The 20,167-nt window shown below is 59.0% G+C and carries 14 protein-coding genes; 3 read left to right on the top strand and 11 right to left on the bottom strand.

All coding sequences use genetic code 11. The annotated features are described in order from the left end of the window. Nucleotides 1-17: 17 nt before the first annotated feature. From ACB040_RS15355 to ACB040_RS15335, 5 genes are read right to left on the bottom strand one after another with little or no spacing between them, the layout of a single operon-like run. Nucleotides 18-1,469 carry a VWA domain-containing protein gene (locus tag ACB040_RS15355; RefSeq protein ID WP_338770987.1) on the bottom strand — a complete coding sequence of 484 codons (1,452 nt, stop codon included), beginning with the start codon at nt 1,467-1,469 and terminating at the stop codon, nt 18-20. Beyond that, complete coding sequence (locus tag ACB040_RS15350) at nt 1,460-2,452, bottom strand: VWA domain-containing protein (protein ID WP_371155436.1); 993 nt, start codon at nt 2,450-2,452, stop codon at nt 1,460-1,462. The genes ACB040_RS15355 and ACB040_RS15350 overlap by 10 nt, the downstream gene beginning before the upstream one ends. Further along, the gene (locus ACB040_RS15345) at nt 2,449-2,988 is read right to left on the bottom strand and encodes a DUF4381 domain-containing protein (RefSeq protein WP_371155438.1); all 540 of its coding nucleotides are present in this window, start codon (nt 2,986-2,988) and stop codon (nt 2,449-2,451) included. The genes ACB040_RS15350 and ACB040_RS15345 overlap by 4 nt, the downstream gene beginning before the upstream one ends. Then, nucleotides 2,973-3,875 (bottom strand): DUF58 domain-containing protein, encoded by a 903-nt coding sequence (locus tag ACB040_RS15340; protein WP_371155440.1) that lies wholly within the window; start codon nt 3,873-3,875, stop codon nt 2,973-2,975. Before ACB040_RS15340 ends, ACB040_RS15345 begins: the two co-directional genes overlap by 16 nt. Next, the gene (locus tag ACB040_RS15335; protein ID WP_047440257.1) at nt 3,866-4,816 is read right to left on the bottom strand and encodes a MoxR family ATPase; all 951 of its coding nucleotides are present in this window, start codon (nt 4,814-4,816) and stop codon (nt 3,866-3,868) included. The genes ACB040_RS15340 and ACB040_RS15335 overlap by 10 nt, the downstream gene beginning before the upstream one ends. Nucleotides 4,817-4,998: 182 nt before the next feature. Between ACB040_RS15335 and fadI the strand changes: the two genes are divergently transcribed. Next, on the top strand, nt 4,999-6,309 hold the full coding sequence (gene fadI / locus ACB040_RS15330) for an acetyl-CoA C-acyltransferase FadI (protein ID WP_371155443.1): 1,311 nt from the start codon (nt 4,999-5,001) through the stop codon (nt 6,307-6,309). Further along, nucleotides 6,309-8,456, top strand: a complete 2,148-nt coding sequence (gene fadJ, locus ACB040_RS15325) for a fatty acid oxidation complex subunit alpha FadJ (protein ID WP_338770969.1) — start codon at nt 6,309-6,311, stop codon at nt 8,454-8,456. The genes fadI and fadJ overlap by 1 nt, the downstream gene beginning before the upstream one ends. A 168-nt stretch (nt 8,457-8,624) precedes the next feature. Here the strand turns inward: fadJ and ACB040_RS15320 are convergent, their stop codons facing one another. The 4 genes from ACB040_RS15320 to ACB040_RS15305 all read right to left on the bottom strand — a co-directional run bounded on the left by ACB040_RS15320 (nt 8,625) and on the right by ACB040_RS15305 (nt 15,881). Next, a complete protein-coding gene (locus tag ACB040_RS15320) occupies nt 8,625-10,145 on the bottom strand; it encodes a SpoVR family protein (RefSeq protein ID WP_019445117.1) in 1,521 nt (506 codons plus the stop codon). Between the two features lie 9 nt (nt 10,146-10,154). Further along, nucleotides 10,155-11,426 (bottom strand): YeaH/YhbH family protein, encoded by a 1,272-nt coding sequence (locus ACB040_RS15315; RefSeq protein ID WP_005360363.1) that lies wholly within the window; start codon nt 11,424-11,426, stop codon nt 10,155-10,157. Between the two features lie 23 nt (nt 11,427-11,449). After that, on the bottom strand, nt 11,450-13,372 hold the full coding sequence (locus ACB040_RS15310; RefSeq protein WP_005333223.1) for a PrkA family serine protein kinase: 1,923 nt from the start codon (nt 13,370-13,372) through the stop codon (nt 11,450-11,452). Between the two features lie 592 nt (nt 13,373-13,964). Next, nucleotides 13,965-15,881, bottom strand: coding sequence for a RecQ family ATP-dependent DNA helicase (locus tag ACB040_RS15305; protein WP_338770965.1), 1,917 nt, complete (start codon nt 15,879-15,881; stop codon nt 13,965-13,967). 354 nt (nt 15,882-16,235) lie between these two features. Here ACB040_RS15305 and sstT point away from each other — a divergent pair, with 354 nt between their 5' ends. Continuing rightward, nucleotides 16,236-17,486 carry a serine/threonine transporter SstT gene (sstT, locus tag ACB040_RS15300; protein ID WP_279504802.1) on the top strand — a complete coding sequence of 417 codons (1,251 nt, stop codon included), beginning with the start codon at nt 16,236-16,238 and terminating at the stop codon, nt 17,484-17,486. 570 nt (nt 17,487-18,056) lie between these two features. On the opposite strand, the gene ACB040_RS15295 is transcribed toward sstT, so the two are convergent. After that, nucleotides 18,057-19,355, bottom strand: coding sequence for a serine/threonine transporter (locus tag ACB040_RS15295; protein ID WP_005351750.1), 1,299 nt, complete (start codon nt 19,353-19,355; stop codon nt 18,057-18,059). A 216-nt stretch (nt 19,356-19,571) separates the two neighbouring features. Then, the gene (locus tag ACB040_RS15290) at nt 19,572-20,138 is read right to left on the bottom strand and encodes a CoA pyrophosphatase (RefSeq protein WP_139437513.1); all 567 of its coding nucleotides are present in this window, start codon (nt 20,136-20,138) and stop codon (nt 19,572-19,574) included. Between the last annotated feature and the right edge of the window lie 29 nt (nt 20,139-20,167).

The raw sequence follows: 20,167 nt of genomic DNA, 5'->3' as shown, positions 1-20,167 counted from the left end.
CCCCCATCCTGCCCGTGTCACCAGGGCTCCTCCACCTTGATCAGATTCCGGCGTAGTGCCTCTTTGCGCAGTCGCTGCTCCAGCAGCAACACCGGGGGAGAGGGGGGCAGGGGCATTGCTGCTGCCTGCTGTTCAGCCGATGGCTTGGGTTGCTTGCTGGTGCTGGTATCGGGAGCCGCCGCCGCTGCGCCCTGTAACAGAGAGAGGTTATAGAGCGCATCTTCATGGCCGGGTTCCAGCGCCAGAGCGGCCAGATAGGCCTCCTTGGCTGCGGCAAACTCCCCCAGTTGCAGCAGGGCATTGCCGCGGTTGTAGTGGGCAGTGGCACTCGCTGCTTCCTGATAGGCTGAGATAGCTTGCCGATAGGCTCCGGCCCGATACCAGGCGTTGCCGCGCCAGACTGGATCGTTGAAGGTGCGGGCAGCCCGCTGAAAATCCCCCTCTTGATAAGCCAGCATCGCTTGCAGATCCCCTCTCTCTGCTGCTTGCAGATCTTGCGGCGCAAGCAGCTGAGCTCCCACCATCAGCGCCATCATCAACCGGGCGCCGACTCTGGCCAGCAAGGCCAGTGGTAACAAGGGGATCAGCAACCATGGGCCAAGATCCAGTGGTGCCGGGGTGAGGGCCGAGGTCGTGGTGGGCAGGGGAGCAAAGCGGGGGACGTCGCTGCCAAGCCACTGCAGCTCACCGCCGAGGCGATTGGCCAGTGCGGCAATGGCCTGACTATCGGGGGCGGGCAACTGCGCGGGCATGCGGGCGGCAAACCCCAACTCATTGGCCGGAATGGCGGGCATGGGGGCCGGTTGACCGCTGCTGGCAAGCAGAATATCGAGGCGTGCCGACTGGGTGTCGCGGCAAAGAAGGCGTTGCTGGCAGGGCCACAGGGCGGCGATTTGGGTCATCTGATTCTGGGTGAGGTCGTCGGTGATCAGCAGCAGACGCGCTTGTTCTCCAGGGGCCAGCTGCTTCATGGCAAGTTCCACCGCCCGTGCCGGGTTGCTACCCTGCAACGGCATGATATCGGGGCGCAAGTCGGGCAGTAGCAGCGAAAGGGCTTGATGATCCCGGGTTGGCGGCATGGCGAGGTAGGCGTCACCTGCGTAGAGGATCAGCGCAATGCGCTCGCCCTTGGCGCGGCTCAGCAGCTGCTGCAACTGCCATCTGACCCGGGTTGCCCGATCCGGTTTGAGATCGGTGGCGGTCATCGAGAGTGACAAGTCCAGTAGCCAGATATCTAGCGGTGCTGCAGGCTGCTGTTGCAGCTCACCGCGCAGTGCCGGTCCACTCAGGGCCAAAATGACGGGCAGGGTTGCCAGCCAGAGCCAGGGACGTTGAGGACGGGATGCTGGCAGCAGATAAGCCTGCATCGCAGGTGCGAGCAGCGGGGGCTGGCGACGACGGTGCCACCCTTGCCAGAGCCAGGGGATGAGTGCGATCAGCCACAGGGGGCGGAGCAAGATCAGCTCCATCTGCGCGTGCCTCGTGCCAGCCAGTTACGCACCATGCGAAACTCCAGTCTGCCGTGCCCTGATGGCAGAAGCAGCAAGCCACAAAGCAGTGCCAATGGCCAGGGGTAGAGCTCGATCACCGGCTGGTACTGGGCAATCGGCATGGGGGCAGGTTCAAGGGCATTGAGAGTCGCATTGATGGCATCGAGATCGCTCTGGGTTCGCGCCCTGAAATAGCGCCCCTGTCCTGTTTTTGCCAGCTCTTTCAGGAGCGGTTCGTCCAGTTCGCTGCTGGGATCGGCCTGACCGCTGCCCGCCTCATCATAGGGTTGAATAAAGGTATCGGGATCGGCCCCGACCCCCAGCGTGTAGATCCTTATTCCCTGTGCCGCGGCGAGTTTGGCCTCCTGCAGCGGGTCGGCATTGCCTGCGGTATTGCGGCCATCAGTGACCAGCAGCAGGGCGGTGGGGCGACCCGGATCCCCATGCTGACGTGCCAGCTGGATGGCTTCGCCAAGGGCGGTGGTTCGGCCGACCAGATCAAAATCGAGCTCGTCGCTCAAGGTCAACAGCGCCCGGATCTCCTGAGTGAGGGGAGAGAGCAGGTAGGCGTGATCGGCAAATACGATGAGGCCCACCCTGTCTCCGGCCCGTTTGGCGATCAGCGCCTTGATCTGCTGGCGCACTGCCGTCAGCCGTGCTCGCTGCTCGCCGCTGTCGAGCATATCCGGGGTACGCATGCTGTCTGACAGATCCACCGCCAGCAGCAGATCCCGACTCCCCTCATATTTGATCACCGGTTCCCCCCACCACTGGGGGCGGCAGAGGGCGAGGATAAGGGCGCACCAGAGCAGCATGGCGCGCCAGAGCGGCAATCCGGCCTGAGGGCGCAGCAGCGCAAACCCGGGATGAGCCAGATAACCGCGGCGCAGGGGCGGCAAGCCGAAACGCACCAGCAAGGGCAGCACCAGCGCCAGCGCAAACCAGGGCCACGCCAGGGTCATGAATGCCTCCGTGCGGCTTTACGCCCCGAGCGGGGAGAGCGTTGCAAGAAGAGGGTCTGACCCCAGCGGCGATAATGATGCCGAAGCTGTTCGCTCTGCTCGCGAGTCGGGTTCTGGCTGCCATAGAGCCAACTGCTCCAGTGAGGGGCGAACTGGCTGAAATCGCTGCCGCCGTGACGATCGACGAAGGCGAGCCACGCCTCTCCCTGAAGCTGGCGCGCCTCGGGCCAGCGTTGCAGTGCTTCATGACGCAGGGCCTCCTGTATGCGTGCCACCAGCAGCGCCGGATCTCCCTCCAGCTGGCGACACCAGCTGCGGTAACGTATCACCCTCTTGGCAATCAGGACGATCATCAGTAGAAGAAAACCGGCGATCAGGAGCCACAATAGCGCCTGCACTCTGGGATCAAGACTCTGTTCAATCAGATCCGGCCCCGGGTGGATGTCTCGCATCAGGGCGACCAGCGGCGGAGTGATGGCGTCGGAGGCTGGACTGGCGCTGTCGAGTTCGGCGGGCGAGATCATCCCTGATGACATAACCCCTCCTGCCACTGCTGTTGCAGAGTCTGGCTGTTATCGAGCAGATAGAGGCGCTGCACCAATGGCAACAGCAACTGTTTGCCGTGGGCCAGCTGCTGCTCGGCGGCATACCGGTAGCGCTGGGAGAAACCGGCATGGCCCCCATCCAGCCAGCCCTGATAGTGTTGCCCTGGCCGATCGATGGCCACTGGCAGCTGGCCGTCAGGAGGAAGGGCTGCCTCGAGGGGGTCGCGGATCTGCCAATAGTGGATATCGTGGCGCCGCGAGAGCAGCTGCAATTGCTGACAGAGCGCCGACTCGCAGGGTCTGTGATCGGTGATGATCGTCAGCTTGGCACCGTGAGGCAGCTTCAGGCCGGACAAAGTGTCGGCCAGCGAGTGAGAAAGCGCCCGGCGGGCCAGCCCTTGCTGATAGTGATGGCAGAGGGATTCGAGCAGGGGCAGCACGCTGCCGCGCTGGCTCTGGTGATGGGGGATAAGCCCGTGGCAGATCAGGGTGTTGTGCTGCTTCTCCCCTTGCCAGATCAGGGCTGCCGCCAACTCGCATCCCAGACGCGCCTTGAGCTGCAGCGTGGAGCCGAAATACATGGCAGGAGAGAGATCGAGCAGCAGCCAGTGCGCCTGATCCAGCTCCTCGCTATAGAGGCGGGTAAAGGGACGACCGAGGCGTGCGGTCACTCGCCAGTCGATATGGCGTACCTCGTCACCAGCCTGATAGGCGCGCAGCTCTCGAAACGTGAGTCCGGGAGATCGGCCCGGTTTGCCGCGTTCGCTGCTGCTTCTGCCTGCGTGAGGTGGCTGCCTGGCCTTGGCCCATAGCCGGATATTGAGCAGCCGTGGCAGCGACAGGGCGATGTCGGGATGCAGGCAGGGATCTAGGGGCATGGCACCTGATCCAGCAGTTGGGCGATCAGGATATCGTTATCCAGATTGTCGGCCAGTGCCTGATAGCTGGGAATAAGGCGGTGGCGCAACACCGGATAGGCTTGCAGCTGGATATCTTCCGGCAGCACATAATCTCGTCCGGCAAGCCAGGCTCGGGCGCGGGCGGAGCGAGCCAGCCCCAGCGTAGCCCGAGGGCTGGCCCCCACGGCAATCAATGGCTCAAGGGCAGGGCAAAGACCACTGCCCGGGCGAGTGGCGCAGACCAGCTCCACCAGATAGTGCTCCAGTCTGCTTTGCATGGTAACCGCCAGCACTTCGCTGCGAGCACCTTGCAAGGTGGTCTGGCTCAGAGTCACTGGTGCCGCGTCAAGCTGTTCGCCGCTGGCGTTGAGCTGCAAGATGGCGAGCTCCATGGTGGGACTCGGGTAATCCACCATCAGCTTGAGCAAAAAGCGGTCTAGCTGGGCTTCCGGCAGGGGATAGGTACCCTCCTGCTCGATGGGGTTCTGGGTGGCGGCGACCATAAAGAGAGGTGGCAGCCGCCAGCTCTTTTTGCCCACGGTGATCTGGTGTTCGGCCATGGCTTCCAGCAGTGCAGATTGCACCTTGGCCGGCGCCCGGTTGATCTCGTCTGCCAGCACCAGATGGTTGAAGAGGGGGCCTGGCTGGAAAACAAAACTGGCATCCTGCGGGTGAAACACCTCGCTGCCGGTGAGATCGGCAGGAAGCAGGTCGGGGGTAAACTGGATACGGGCAAAGCGCCCTTCGACGGCGCCAGCGAGCGCCTTGACGGCACGGGTTTTGGCCAGCCCGGGAGCCCCTTCGATTAACACATGTCCTTCACATAACAGGGCAATCAGGAGCCCTTCTATTAGCTCTTCCTGCCCCAAGATCTGACTGCCAAGATAGTCCCTAAGCGCTCTGAACTCCGCCGCTGCCATGCGATAAACCCGTTGTTTTTATGGAAGTTGATCTTTTTATACTCCAGTTGCTCCCCAAGGGCGAGCAAAGGGGCCTTGCCGTGCTTAATTTAGTTTCAATCAGCTGTATGAAACTTGTGATTGGATTGTTAAGATGTGGCGCAATGAGGTCAGACCTCTGCCTTTTAAACCAAGGAGCCAGGATGAAACAGCCATTGAAACTGACGACTCGCCAGGGCGAACGGATTGCCGTCGTGGCGGGGCTGCGTACCCCCTTTGCCAAGCAGGCCACCGCCTTTCATGGCGTGCCTGCAGTCGATCTCGGCAAACTGGTGGTGAGCGAGATGCTCGCCCGTACCGATCTCGATCCCAAGCTTATCGACCAGCTGGTGTTTGGTCAGGTGGTACAGATGCCGGAAGCCCCCAACATTGCTCGCGAGATCGTGCTCGGTACCGGCATGAGCGTCAATACCGATGCCTATAGCGTCTCCCGCGCCTGCGCCACCAGTTTCCAGGCGGTGGCCAACGTCACCGAATCCATCATAGCCGGTACCGTAGACATCGCCATCGCCGGCGGCGCTGACTCCTCCTCCGTGCTGCCCATCGGGGTGAGCAAGAAGCTGGCTCGCGCCCTGGTGGATCTCAACAAGGCGCGCAATCTGCAGCAGCGCTTCAATATTTTGCGTCAGCTGCGGGTCAAGGATCTGCTGCCGGTGCCGCCTGCGGTGGCGGAATACTCTACTGGCCTCTCCATGGGACAGACCGCCGAGCAGATGGCCAAGAGTCACCAGATCAGCCGCGAGGCGCAAGATGCGCTGGCTCACCGCTCCCACACTCTGGCCGCGCAGGCTTGGGCTGATGGCAAGCTCAGCGGTGAGGTGTTTACCGCCCATGTACCGCCCTACAAATCGCCGCTCGAGCGGGACAACAATATCCGTGAAAGCTCGGACTTGGCGAGTTACGCCAAGCTCAAGCCGGTGTTTGACCGGGTCCATGGCACAGTGACGGCGGCCAACGCCACGCCGCTGACCGATGGCGCCGCTGCCGTGTTGCTGATGCGCGAAGGGCGGGCGAAAGAGCTGGGCCTCGAGCCGCTTGGCTATATCCGCAGCTTCGCCTTCTCGGCCATCGATGTGTGGCAGGACATGCTGATGGGCCCCTCCTATGCCACGCCGCTGGCGCTGGACAGAGCCGGTATCACGCTCAGCGATCTGACTCTGATCGACATGCACGAAGCCTTTGCCGCCCAGACGCTGGCCAACCTCAAGATGTTTGCCAGCCACGAGTTTGCCCGTGACAAGCTGGGCCGCGATCAGGCCATCGGCGAGGTGGACATGGAGAAGTTCAATGTCCTCGGTGGTTCGCTGGCCTATGGCCACCCCTTTGCCGCGACCGGTGCGCGGATGATCACCCAGACCTTGCACGAGCTGCGTCGTCGCGGCGGGGGATTGGGGCTCAACACCGCCTGTGCGGCGGGTGGATTGGGCGTGGCTATGGTGTTGGAGGTTGAATAATGAGCGCTAAGACTTTTTCCCTGGATGTTCGCAAAGATGGCATCGGCATCCTCACAATGGATGTGCCGGGCGAGAGCATGAATACCCTCAAGGCTGCCTTTGTGGAGGAGATCCGCACCGTGCTGGCCGAAGTGAAACGCAACAAGGATTTGATCGGTCTGGTGATCACCTCCGGCAAGAAGGACTCCTTCATCGCCGGTGCTGACATCACCATGCTGGCCGCCTGCACCAGTGCCAAGGATGCCGAGACCCTGTCACGAGAAGGGCAGGAGATCTTTGCCGAGATCGAGGGGCTGACCATTCCGGTCATCGCCGCCATTCACGGTCCCTGCCTCGGTGGCGGGCTGGAGCTGGCGCTGGCCTGTCATGGTCGGGTGGTGACCGATCATGGCAAATCTGTGCTGGGATTGCCGGAAGTTCAGCTCGGTCTGCTGCCGGGCTCTGGCGGTACCCAGCGTCTGCCGCGCCTTATCGGGGTGGCCAAGGCGCTGGATCTGATGCTGACCGGCAAGCAGGTGCGGGCCAAACAAGCCAAGAAATTGGGGCTGGTGGACGATGTGGTGCCGCCGTCAATCTTGCTGGATGCTGCCATCAAGCTGGCCAAGAAGGGCAAACCGCGCCATCAGTTGAAACGGGATCTGCAGGGCAAGGTGCTGGAGACCAACAAACTGGGTCGCAAGGTGCTGTTTGATCAGGCCAGCAAGGGGGTGAAAGCCAAGACCCGCGGCAACTATCCGGCGCCGGAGCGGATCTTGGACGTTGTACGCATCGGCGTGGAGGAGGGGATGAAGGCCGGTCTGGCCGCCGAATCCCGCCACTTTGGCGAGCTGGTGATGACTGCCGAGTCTGCCGCCCTGCGCTCCATCTTCTTTGCCACCACCGAGATGAAGAAAGAGGTCACTTATCAGGGGGCCGAGCCGCGCAAGGTGGCCCATGCCGCCGTGCTGGGCGGTGGTCTGATGGGGGGCGGCATTGCGTTCGTCACTGCCACCAAGGCGAGAGTGCCGGTGCGGATCAAGGATGTGGCAAGCGCCGGGATCGGCAATGCCATGCGCTACAGCTATGACATTCTGGCCAAGAAGCTCAAGCGCCGTCACATCCTGCGCAGCGAGCTGGAAAAGCAGATGAGCTTGCTGACCGGCACCCTCGACTACTCCGGTTTTCACCGGGTGGACATAGTGGTGGAGGCGGTGTTTGAAGATCTCAATCTCAAACACCAGATGGTGAAAGATGTAGAGCGTGAGTGCGGTGAACACACAGTGTTTGCCTCCAACACCTCTTCCTTGCCCATTAACCAGATTGCGGCAGAGGCGGCGCACCCGGAGCGAGTCGTGGGGCTGCACTACTTCAGCCCGGTGGACAAGATGCCGCTGGCGGAGATCATCCCCCACGCAGGTACCAGTGCCGAGACGGTCGCGACCACTCTGGCCTTTGCCCGTGCTCAGGGTAAAACGCCTATCGTGGTGAAGGACGAAGCCGGTTTCTACGTCAACCGCATCCTGGCGCCCTACATGAACGAAGCGGCGCGACTGGTGCTGGAAGGGGAGCCGGTGGAGGTGCTGGATAGCGCACTGCTGGACTTTGGCTTCCCGGTTGGCCCCATCACTTTGCTCGATGAGGTCGGTATCGACGTGGGCGCCAAGATCTCCCCCATTCTCGAGAAAGAGCTGGGCGGCGAGCAGTTCCAGGCGCCCAAGGCGTTCGACAAGCTGCTGCAAAATGATCGCAAGGGACGCAAGAACGGCAAGGGCTTCTACCTCTATGGCAAGGCGGCACCGCGTAACAAGCTGACCGGCAAAGAGGGCAAGAAGACGGTGGACGAGAGCGTCTATGGCGTGCTCGGCATCAAGCCGTCTGCCAAGCTGGCTCGTCAGGAAATCGCCGAGCGCTGCGTGTTGCTGATGCTCAACGAAGCGGCGATGGCGCTGGATAGCGGAGTGGTGGCCTCGGCCCGTGATGGCGATATCGGCGCCATCTTCGGGATCGGTTTCCCGCCCTTCCTCGGCGGCCCGTTCCGTTATATGGACACGCTCGGGATCGATCATCTGGTTGGCCGTCTGGAGTATTACCAGAAGCGCCACGGCGACCGGTTCGCCCCCTGTGCCCGTCTCAAGGCGATGGCCGCAGAGCAGCAGACCTTCTACTGATTACCGCTGCAGATTGACCGCAAGACAAAGAGGCCCGCCCCCCATGCGGGCCTCTTTCTATGTTGTGGTTTGTTCGGGTTGTACGGCTTGGTCAGCCCTCATGCTGGCAGACGCGGCCGATGAAAAAACGACCCACCGAAGTGGGCCGTCGAGATATCACGTTACGGGTCAGATCCCCGGTTTGCGCTCCGGGCAGCGGCCGATGATATCGGGCGGCAGCTCGCCGTTGTCCTGCTCCAGCACCACGTCGAATCCCCACAGTTGATGCAGGTGTTTGAGCACCTCATGGCGTGAGTCGCCAAGGGGGATGCGGTTGTGGGGCACATAGCGCAGGGTGAGGGAGCGATCCCCCTTTACGGCGACGTTGTACACCTGAATATTGGGCTCCAGATTGCTGAGGTTGTATTGGGCCGACAGGGTATTGCGCACCTGACGGTACCCCTCGTCATTGTGGATGGCGGAGACCTTCAGATAGTTCTTCAGATCGTCATCATCAATGGCGAACAGCTTCATATCCCGCATTACTTTCGGGCTTAAGAACTGGCTGATAAAGCTCTCGTCCTTGAAATTCTGCATGGCAAAGTGCAGGGTTTCGACCCAGTTGCTGCCAGCATAGTCGGGGAACCAGTATCTATCTTCCTCGGTCGGGTTCTCGCAGATGCGGCGCAGGTCGGTAAACATGGCAAACCCCAGCGCATAGGGGTTGATCCCCGAGTAGTAGCGGCTGTTGTAAGCTGGTTGATAAACCACGTTGGTGTGGCTGTGCAGCACCTCCATCATGAAGCGATCGCTCAGCTTGCCCTCGTCATAGAGGTGATTGAGGATGGTGTAGTGCCAGAAGGTGGCCCACCCCTCGTTCATCACCTGAGTCTGCTTTTGCGGATAGAAATACTGGCTTATCTTGCGCACGATGCGCACCACTTCCCGCTGCCAGGGCTCCAGCAAGGGGGCATTCTTCTCGATAAAGTAGAGAATGTTCTCCTGGGGCTCTGCGGGGTAGCGCCTGTCCTCCACGCCAGCCGCTTTATGCTGCTTGGGCAGGGTACGCCACAGCTCATTGACCTGAGTCTGCAGATAATCTTCCCGCGCCTTCTGGCGCCGCTTCTCCTCTGCCATCGAGATCTTCTGGGGGCGCTTGTAGCGATCCACCCCGAAGTTCATCAGGGCATGGCAGGAGTCGAGCAACTGCTCCACCGCCTCGATACCGTGCTTCTCTTCACACTGGGTGATGTAGTTCTTGGCGAACAGCAGGTAGTCAATGATGGAGGAGGCATCGGTCCAGGCCTTGAACAGGTAGTTGTTCTTGAAGAAGGAGTTGTGACCGTAGCAGGCGTGGGCCATCACCAGTGCCTGCATCGGCATGGTGTTCTCCTCCATCAGGTAGGCGATGCAGGGATCCGAGTTGATGACGATCTCGTAGGCCAGCCCCATCTGGCCGCGCTTGTAGTTGCGCTCGGTATGGATAAAGCGCTTGCCGAACGACCAGTGTTGATAGCCGATGGGCATGCCGACGCTGGAGTAGGCATCCATCATCTGCTCGGCGGTGATCACCTCGATCTGGTTGGGGTAGGTGTCCAGCTTGTAGAAGCGGGCGACCCGGGCGATCTCCTGGTGATAGGTCTCCAGCAGATCGAAGTTCCAGTCTGGTCCGTCATCCAGTGGCGCTACACGTTTTTCTGTTTCGATCATGTGACCTCCTCACGCCGCTTGTTTCTTGAACAGCTCGCGGAACACCGGATAGATATCCTCGACCTTGCGAATGTGCTCCATCGCAAAGTGAGGGAACTGGCTGGCTACCGACTCATATTCGTGCCACAGGGTCTGGTGGGCACGGGTGGTGATCTCGATGTAGGAGTAGTACCGCACCCTTGGCATGATGTCCCGCGCCAGGATCTCCCGGCATTGCGGCGAGTCATCGGCCCAGTTGTCACCATCCGACGCCTGCGCCGCATAAATGTTCCACTGGTTGGCGGGGTAACGCTCGTTGATGATGTCATTCATCATCTTGAGGGCGCTGGAGACGATGGTGCCGCCTGTCTCCTGGGAGTAGAAGAACTCGTGCTCGTCCACCTCTTTGGCCTGGGTGTGGTGGCGGATATAGACCACCTCGACGTTCTTGTAGGTCCGGCTCAGGAACAGATAGAGCAGGATATAGAAACGCTTGGCCATCTCCTTGGTGGCCTGATCCATGGAGCCCGATACGTCCATCAGACAGAACATCACCGCCTGGCTGGAGGGGACGGGCCGTTTGACGAAGTTGTTGAACTTGAGATCGAAGGTGTCAATAAACGGCACCGCATCGATCCGTCGTTTCAGCTCCCTGATCTCCTTCTCGAGCAGGGCGATTTCGGCAAAGTGCTCGTTGGGATCGGTGGCCAGCAGGGCCAGCCGATCTTCCAGTTCATGCAATTGGCGTTTCTTGCCTGCTTGCAGCGCCATGCGACGTGCCAGCGAATTTTGCAGGGAACGCACCACGTTGATGTTGGCGGGCACCCCGTTTGAGGTGTAGCCCGCCCGGTAGGTTTTCACCTCCATCAGCTGGTTGAGCTGGGTTTTCTGCAGCCTGGGCAGCTCCAGATCTTCAAACAGCAGATCGAGATACTCATCCTTGGAGATCTGGAACACGAAATCATCGGCCCCTTCCCCCTGATTGGATGCTTGTCCCTCGCCGGAACCCTGTCCACCGCCCCCTCCTTTGGGACGGTCAATCTTGTCGCCGGAGACGAACTGGTCATTGCCGGGATGCACCATCTCCCGTTTACCGCCGTGCCCCTGATGAAAATGGGGCTCGCCGATATCCTTGGTCGGGATGCTGATGCTCTCACCCTTGTCTACGTCCTGAATGCTGCGCTTGGAGACAGCATCCGAGACCGCTTGTTTTATCTGCTTCTTGTAGCGGCGGATGAAGCGCTGCCGATTTACAGCGCTTTTGTTTTTGCCGTTGAGCCTGCGGTCGATAAAATGCGCCATAACTCCCCCTTGAACAGTCAGGGTCAGGATGACTTGCGTACCCTGAGATACCATTCGGAGAGCAGTCGCACCTGTTTGCGGGTGTAGCCTTTCTCCATCATCCGTTCGACAAAGTTATCGTGCTTCTTCTGCTCCTCTGCCGAGGTTTTGCTGTTGAAGGAGATAACCGGCAGCAGCTCTTCCGTGTTGGAGAACATCTTCTTCTCGATAACGGTGCGCAGCTTCTCGTAACTGGTCCAGTTGGGGTTACGGCCTGCATTGTTGGCCCGGGCACGCAGCACGAAGTTGACGATTTCGTTACGGAAATCCTTCGGGTTGCTGATCCCGGCGGGTTTTTCAATTTTCTCCAGCTCGCTGTTGAGAGACGCTCTGTCAAACAGCTGGCCGGTTTCGGGATCACGGTACTCCTGATCCTGGATCCAGAAGTCGGCGTAGGTGACGTAACGATCGAAGATATTCTGACCGTACTCGGAGTAGGACTCGAGATAGGCGGTCTGGATCTCCTTGCCGATGAACTCCACATAGCGCGGGGTCAGATAGCCCTTGATGAACTCAAGGTAGCGATCGTGCAGCTCTTGCGGGAACTGCTCGCGCTCGATCTGTTGCTCCAGCACATAGAAGAGATGCACCGGGTTGGCGGCCACTTCCGCGTGGTCGAAGTTGAAGACGCGGGAGAGGATCTTGAACGCAAAGCGAGTAGAGAGACCATTCATCCCCTCGTCCACACCGGCGTAGTCGCGATACTCCTGATAGCTCTTCGCCTTGGGATCGGTGTCTTTCAGGCTCTCGCCATCATAGACCCGCATCTTGGAGTAGATGCTGGAGTTTTCCGGCTCTTTCAGCCGTGACAATACCGAGAATTGGCCCAGCAGTTCGAGGGTACCCGGGGCGCACTTGGCCTCGGTCAGCTCGCTGTTGATCAGCAGCTTCTCGTAGATCTTCACCTCTTCCGAGACGCGCAGGCAGTAAGGCACCTTGACGATGTATACCCGGTCGAGGAAAGCTTCGTTGTTCTTGTTGTTGCGGAACTGCTGCCACTCGGATTCGTTGGAGTGGGCCAGCAGAATGCCGTCAAAGGGGAGGGCGGAGAGCCCTTCGGTACCGTTGTAGTTTCCCTCCTGGGTCGCAGTCAGCAGCGGGTGCAGCACCTTGATGGGGGCTTTGAACATCTCGACAAACTCCATCACCCCCTGGTTCGCTTTACACAGCGCGCCTGAGTAGGAGTAGGCATCGGCGTCATCCTGGGCGAAGTGCTCCAGCATGCGGATGTCGACCTTGCCGACCAGTGAGGAGATGTCCTGGTTGTTGTCATCACCGGGTTCAGTCTTGGCAATGGCGATTTGATCGAGGATGGAGGGGTTGACCTTCTCCACCTTGAACTTGGTGATGTCGCCGCCAAACTCGTGCAGGCGTTTGGCCACCCAGGGGGACATGATGGGACGCAGGTAACGGCGCGGGATGCCGTACTCTTTTTCCAAGATCTCCCCATCCTCTTCGATATCGAACAGGCAGAAGGGGTGATCGTTGACCGGTGAGCCCTTGATGCGATAGATGGGCACCTTCTGCATCAGGGATTTGAGTTTCTCTGCCAGCGAGGATTTACCGCCGCCAACGGGGCCCAGCAGATAGAGGATCTGTTTCTTCTCCTCCAGCCCCTGGGCTGAGTGTTTGAGGTAGGAGACGATCTGTTCGATGGCCTCTTCCATCCCGTAGAAATCCTTGAAGGCGGGATAGCGTGCCACGACGCGGTTGGAGAAGAGTCGGCTCAGTCTGGGGTTGGCTGAGGTGTCTACCATCTCCGGCTCACCAATGGCGGTCAGCAGACGTTCGGCTGCGGAGGCGTAGCAGGCTTTGTCCTGCTTACACATATCCAGGAACTCCTGGATGGTATATTCCTCTTCTCTCGCTTTTTCATATCGCTGTTGGTAATGCTCGAATATGCCCATAACTTTGCCCTCGTTATAGTCGCTTACCCTGAAAAAAGTGGATGACTGCTTTTGTGTTGTGCGCTTTTAAAGCCTAGTCAACAGACTCCAGTAATCCATCACGGTTGATAGGTTAAATTCTGAAGAAACCTGCCCGATCCTTTTGCGGGGAGGGTCAGTCAACAACACCGCTATGTTACTGACTGTTAAATTATTTTTGCCACGATAGTGAGGTAAATGTCAAAGACATAAAAAATAAATGTTTATGGGAAACAGGGAACTTATTGCGAAAAGATTAAGGGGTTTGACGAAAGGCAATGGGGCTGCGGGTTAGCGGGGTTATGGATGAAAATGTCATTACGTGAACGTCAACGTAAATCACTTTGTTTGGATTTTTTGCTCTAATTTTTACATTGACGCTACATTTTGAGTGCCCTAGATTGGCGATGTGTGAGCAGCAAGACGCTTTAGCAAGAGAGTTGACTGTTGCCTCACCAAGCTCTGTTTAAGCACGTTTCCGTTGGCTTGACCCTCGCAACCGCGAGGGTCTTCTTTTTTTTGCGTCTGTAAACGCTTGTTTCTGCTGGTGGCTATTGAAGCCGTCAGCACTCATCTAGCGAGGGTAGGCTTGTTGCACGGCAGCCAGGACGCGGGCAAACGGGTGAGAGGCCAACTGGCCTGCGCCCGCCAGCGATTTGGCCTTGATCCGGCTGGTCAGCGGAGTGGCGATACCGCACAGGAAACGGGCCAGAACACGCGCATCCACCGAACCTGTCTTGGCAATCAGCGGATCGCACCAGGCGCGGATCCCCGCCTCGTTTGGCATGGTCAGTTGGGGCAGGGGAGGAAGATGTGCCACCTCGCCGCGACAAACAGAACAGTGGCCACAATGAACCGGCGCCACCTCATCGGCAAAATAGCGGGCGAGGCGGTGGCTCAGGCACTCACTTGAGGTGAAAAAGTCGAGCATGGCTTGCAGTCTTGCCAGCTCGCTCTGCTCTTTTTGCAAGAAGAGCGCATGGAGCGCTTTAGCCTCCTGCTCGCAGTCCCACCCCTGACGGGTGATCCGGTAGACCTCGGTCATCTGTTTGCTTTCAAGCTCGATCCAGCCTTGCTGCTGCAGGTAGTCGAGCGCCGCAACCGCCCGCTGTCGCTCCCCTTGATAGCCCTGCCAGAGGGCGTCAAAGTCCATGGTGCACCAACTGCGGGCTTGCGGGGCGCAGGCGAACAGCTGCTCCAGAAACTGGCGACGATCCGGATTGAAGCGGCTCACTATCTCGCCTTTATCCAGCACAAACTTGAAGCGGTAGTCGGCGTAGTAGCTGTAGGCCGGGGTGATGATGCCTGCCATCTCCAGATAGACCAGCAGGGTTTTAAGGGGCAACTGGCGGATATTGGTGTCGTTGGAGAGGCGCAGCAGGGTGAATTCCCACTCGCTCCCACTCTGCTTGATGATGGCAAGAAGCTGGAGAATGGCACTCAAATCCGGCGTATCGCCGTAGACGAAGTTCTCCAACACCGGCTGCTGGCTCTGGTTGGCCAGCACGATACAGCGCGATGGTTGGCCATCCCGTCCGGCGCGGCCAATCTCCTGGCTGTAGTTCTCGATGGATTTGGGCAGATCGTAGTGAATGACCCGCCGGATATCCGCTTTGTCGATCCCCATGCCAAAGGCGATGGTGGCGACGATGCAATCCACCTTGCCCGCCATGAAGTCGTGCTGGATCTGATTGCGCAGCGCCGAGTCGAGTCCGGCATGATAGGCGCGGGCGTTGATCCCTTCTCTAATGAGTTGCTCGGCACAGGCTTCTGCGGTGTGTTGCAAGGTGACGTAGACGATGGTGGGGGCCGCCGGAGCGTTGGCCAGCTCCTGTGCGAGCCAGCTATCCCGCGCATCGGGCGACAGGGGAATGACCGCCAGATCAAGATTGGGGCGGTAGAAACCGGTGACCACGACCCCCTCCGGCGCTATGCCGAATTTGGTCTGCATATCCTGAATAACCGCTGGTGTGGCGGTGGCGGTGAGCAGCAGCACCTGCGGGATCTTCAGATCATGGCGATAGCTCGGCAGCTTGAGGTAGTCGGGGCGAAAGTTGTGGCCCCACTCCGAGATACAGTGCGCCTCATCGACGACCAGCAGCGAGAGCGGCACTTGCTGGATAAAGTGGCGAAAGCGCTCGTTCTTGAGTCGCTCTACCGAAATCATCAGGATCTTGAGCTGGCCATCCAGCGCCTGCTGCATCACTCGTCGGCTCTCCTCCGGGCTCTGGCTTGAGTCGAGGGTAGCGGCGCTTATTCCCTTGCTTTTGAGGAAGGCGAGTTGATCGTGCATCAGCGCCAGCAGCGGCGAGATAACCAGGGTCAGGTGAGGCAGGGCGAGGGCAGGCAGTTGATAACAGAGCGACTTGCCGGAGCCGGTGGGAAAGATGGCGGCGGCACTCTGACCTGCCAGCACCCGGCTGATCACCGCTTCCTGACCTGGCCTGAGTGCGGAGAAACCAAAATATTGGTTGAGCAGGGATGGGATCATGGCAAGGCTCCGCGGCAAATGGGGGATGATAGCACAGCGACACGGTCACGGGTGGCATAGGAATGGTCGTGAGGGTGAGGGCAGAGAGTGTCGATAAAACGTACAAAAATGGGTGGTTGCGCTGTGGTTAAGGTTTTGTTGCGGTTTTTTGTGATGGAAACGGGATATTTTTTGGTGAGTCTCTGGAAAAAAAAGATGGTGAATGGGATATTCCGTCATGCAATCCGGTGACTGGCGGATCGGCCCGACAGAAGGCTGGCCACAGACACCACATTCGGGCGACAGGGGTCTCCCGATGGGTGGTTGCAGACAGGACTCATGATTCATGCACTACGGTGCTTAGGGACTTTTTTGATGACACAACAACACCCCCTCCTTCGGCTGGTCAATAGCACCAGTCTGGTCAGCCAGATCCTGGTTGGTCTGGTATTCGGTATCTTGCTGGCTCTGTTTGCCCCCGAGTGGGCGAAAACGGCAGGTCTGCTTGGCAATCTGTTTGTTGGTGCACTGAAAGCGGTAGCCCCGCTGCTGGTATTCGTACTGGTGATGGCGGCCATCATTGGTCACAAGCAGGGTCAGAAGACCAATATTCGCCCGCTGCTGGCGCTCTACCTGTTTGGTACTTTCTCTGCGGCCGTGGTCGCGGTGATTGCCAGCTTCCTGTTCCCCTCCAACCTCCATCTGGTGGCCAATACTGCCGAGATCACCCCGCCGGGCGGGATCACCGAGGTGCTGCAGACTCTGTTGTTCAACGTGGTGACCAACCCGGTCAAGGCGCTGATGGATGCCAACTATATCGGGATCCTGGCGTGGGCTATCGGTCTGGGTATCGCCATGCGCCATGCCAACGAGAGCACCAAGGCGCTGATCACTGACCTGTCTCACGGTGTCTCCGCCATCGTGAAAGCGGTGATCCGCTGTGCCCCGCTCGGGATCCTGGGTCTGGTTGCCTCCACGCTGGCAGAGACCGGCTTTGACGCCCTGTTTGGCTATGCTCAACTGCTGGTGGTGCTGATCGGCTGCATGCTGTTTATCGCCTTTGTGGTCAACCCGTTGATCGTCTTCTGGAAGATCAAGCGCAACCCCTATCCGCTGGTGCTGACTTGCCTCAAAGAGAGCGGCGTGACCGCCTTCTTTACCCGCAGCTCTGCCGCCAACATTCCGGTCAACATGGCGCTGTGTGAAAAACTGCGCCTGCCCAAAGATACCTACGCTGTCTCCATCCCGCTGGGTGCCACCATCAACATGGCGGGTGCGGCCATCACCATCACTGTGCTGGCCATGGCGGCGGTACATACCCTGGGGATGGAAGTGGACATGGCAACGGCCATTCTGCTCTCCGTGGTCGCCACCATCAGTGCCTGTGGCGCGTCCGGTGTGGCGGGCGGCTCCTTGCTGCTGATCCCGCTGGCGTGCAGCCTGTTTGGCATCAGCAATGACATCGCCATGCAGGTGGTAGCCGTCGGCTTTATCATCGGTGTGCTGCAGGATTCTGCCGAGACAGCGCTGAACAGCTCCACCGACGTGCTGTTCACCGCCGCAGCTTGCATGGCCGAAGATGAAACCCTGCAGGATGTGGCTCCGGTACCGAGCCGCGAAGCCTGATCTCGCAACGGTCAGTTTCGCAACACACTTGCGCCCTCTTCGGAGGGCGCTTTTTATTGTCGGCTTTGCTCTCTTTTCCTCTTTGAGCAATCTCATTGGCTGATGTGCCGGACATTCTGTCGCCCTTGTCCAGGGTGCTGCCTTATCTGTATCCCTTCGAGTTGTGCTTACTCCCTCTGTTGTGCGTCACACACCTTTGTCTGCTCTGCCAAGAGCCGATTGCTATGGCTTACCCCAGATCTTCAGGACAATCACAGAATCACAGCATCACAGAAGAACGAAGATGGCTGGCTGCGGCAGATGAACCCAACCCGTCCTATCAGACACGCCATCATGGTTTGGTGAGGGGGAGTAAACGTGTTGGCGATATTGAGCTGCGGGCAGGGAGGGGGGTCATGTTGATACCCGACGTGTTCAGTCATGGTGCTGGTGATCATGCAGACAGCCAACAGAGTGAGAGGAGTAATAAGGAGAGAGCAGGGGAATCGCGGAGGCACAGATTGCATTGCAGAGATAAAAAAGCCAGCCGACTGTTCGGCTGGCTTTTTGCTATCAGCGGCAGGTAGGGGATTAACCGACCAGCTGATAGAGGATAGCGGAGATGGCGATCATCCCCATCACAGCGACAAATACGTTGCTGATATGACCCTGATACTTCGCCATGGCCGGTACGCGCTTGATGGCGTACATCGGCATGATGAACAGGATGGTAGCGATGATCGGGCCGCCCAAGGATTCAATCATGCCCAGGATGGAGGGGTTGGCAATGGCAGTGCCCCACAGGGTCAGGATGAAGAAGGCGATGATGAACATCTCGACTTTCTTGGCGTTCGGCTCTTTGCCTGACTTGCGCATGTTCTGCACGATCATCCCCTTCAGACCTTCACGGGCACCCAGATAGTGGCCGAAGAAGGAGGAGACGATGGCCACGAACGCAACCAGCGGACCGAAGTAGGAGATGATGGGGCTGGCATGCTGGTTGGCCAGATAGGAGAGCACGGCGATGTTCTGAGCCTTGGCTTCTGCCAGCTGAGCCGGAGTCAGGCTCATGACGCAGGAGAAGACGAAGAACATCACGAAGCCCAGCAGCACCATGGCGGTACGCTTGAGGATGGCATCGGCTTTCTCGACAGCCTGATCACCGTGGTCGCGGCGTTGGGCCAGGGAGAAGCTGGAGATGGCCGGGCTGTGGTTGAAGGAGAAGACCAGTACCGGGATGGTCAGCCACAGGGTAGTGGCGAAATCCTTGGCAGAGGGCACTTGCTCCAGCGCCGCGCCGGTCCAGTCCGGGATCAGGTAGAGGGAGATACCGGCCAGAATGGCGATCAGCGGATAAACCAGCAGCTCGGTCACTTTCAGCATCAGCTTTTCACCGGCCAGCATCACCGACATCATGCCCATGATCAGCACGATGGAGAGGATCCAGCGCGGCGGGGCACTCATCTGCAGCTGGTTGACCATAAAGCTTTCGACGGTGTTGGTGATACCCACGCCGTAGATCAGCACGATGGGGTAGATGGCGAAGAAGTAGAGCAGGGTGATTAATTTACCGGCACCCACGCCAAAGTGCTCTTCCACCACTTCGGTGATGTCTGCATTTGGCTTTTTGGAGGAAAGGACGAAGCGGGCCAGACCACGGTGTGCCAGATAGGTCATGGGACCTACCAGCAGCGCCATGACGACCAGCGGCCAGAAACCGCCCATACCCGCGTTGATCGGCAGGAACAGGATCCCCGCGCCAACTGCGGTCCCGAACAGACTGATGACCCAGGTAGAGTCGCGTTTTTCCCAACGAGTGGTTTGAGTAGAGCGGATCCCTTGCTCTGTTGACGCCGCAACTCCCTGCGTGCCAGTGACTGTGTTTGACATCTATCTCACCCCGAATGTGTGGTTCTTATTAAGTCGGCGCAAGGATACGGTTTTTCTAATCAAAAATGTTGATCAAATTCATCTTTACGGCACGAAAAACCGCACTTTCTTATGGAAATGTGATCAAAACAAGAAAAATTCAATTATTGTTTATCAATTGGCACGTTATTTTAGTGTTAATGATTAAATCTCGCTCAGCCAAATGTAGGTAAATTGTTATTTTGCGAGATGCTGGGCTAGCTGGTTGATCATGCTGGCGGTAGCCCCCCAGATAAAGTGCTGTTGCCAAGGGATCCAGTAGATGGTGTGCGCTTTCCCCCCTCTGGAAAGGGTCAGGGGGATGTGGTTGCGTCGATCCAGCAGATGGGTCAGCGGCACTTCGAAGGCGTGATCCACCTCATCCGGACTCAGGATGAGGGGATAGTTGCCATCGAGCAGCCCCAGCACCGGCAGTACCTCGAATCGTGACACCGTATTGAGCGGGTTGAGGGTGCCGATCACTTCAATCAGCCGTGCCGGAATGCCGAGCTCTTCTTCGGTCTCCCGCAGTGCCGTGGCAATCAGGTTTTCGTCGCCGGGATCCTGTCGCCCGCCGGGGAAGCTGATCTGTCCCCCATGATGGCGCAGCCGGGGGCTGCGCCGGGTCAATAACACGCTGAGCCCCTCATCGCGCATCACCACCGGGATCAACACCGCCGCCGGACTGAGCCCGCCGATGGCGAGGCGATGGGCCGGGGCGGGTTGCTGCAACTGGAAGCGGGTCAGCAGTTCGTGGCGATCCATGGCGGGGAGCTCTCCTGTGCGTTGGCCAG

The sequence above is a fragment of the Aeromonas sp. S11(2024) genome (genome assembly GCF_041402345.1).
In the GTDB taxonomy this organism is placed as follows: Bacteria; Pseudomonadota; Gammaproteobacteria; order Enterobacterales; family Aeromonadaceae; genus Aeromonas; species Aeromonas veronii.
This window is presented reverse-complemented; position numbering and strand designations above follow the sequence as displayed.